This window comes from Variovorax sp. HJSM1_2 (assembly GCF_049316285.1).
GTDB lineage: Bacteria > Pseudomonadota > Gammaproteobacteria > Burkholderiales > Burkholderiaceae_C > Rhodoferax_B.
On sequence record NZ_JBMOXA010000072.1, the window covers coordinates 1 to 203 of the forward strand.

Annotated in this window: 1 protein-coding gene; it reads left to right on the forward strand. The window is 63.5% G+C overall.

The window, feature by feature from the left end:
• Positions 1-203 (forward strand): NAD(P)(+) transhydrogenase (Re/Si-specific) subunit beta (locus ACFQ95_RS25995; RefSeq protein WP_422835872.1); only part of this gene is annotated, 203 nt, incomplete at both ends.

Genomic DNA, 203 nt, shown 5'->3' on the forward strand with positions numbered 1-203 from the left:
AGCTCCGGTGCCATCCTGAGCTACATCATGTGCAAGGCCATGAACCGCTCGTTCTTCAACGTGATCGGTGGCGGGTTTGGTGGTGACGCCACGGCCGCATCCGGTGCTGCCGCCGTGCAACGTCCGGTGAAAAGCGGCAGTGCCGACGATGCTGCCTTTGTGCTGGCGAATGCCGAGACCGTGGTCATCGTGCCGGGCTACGG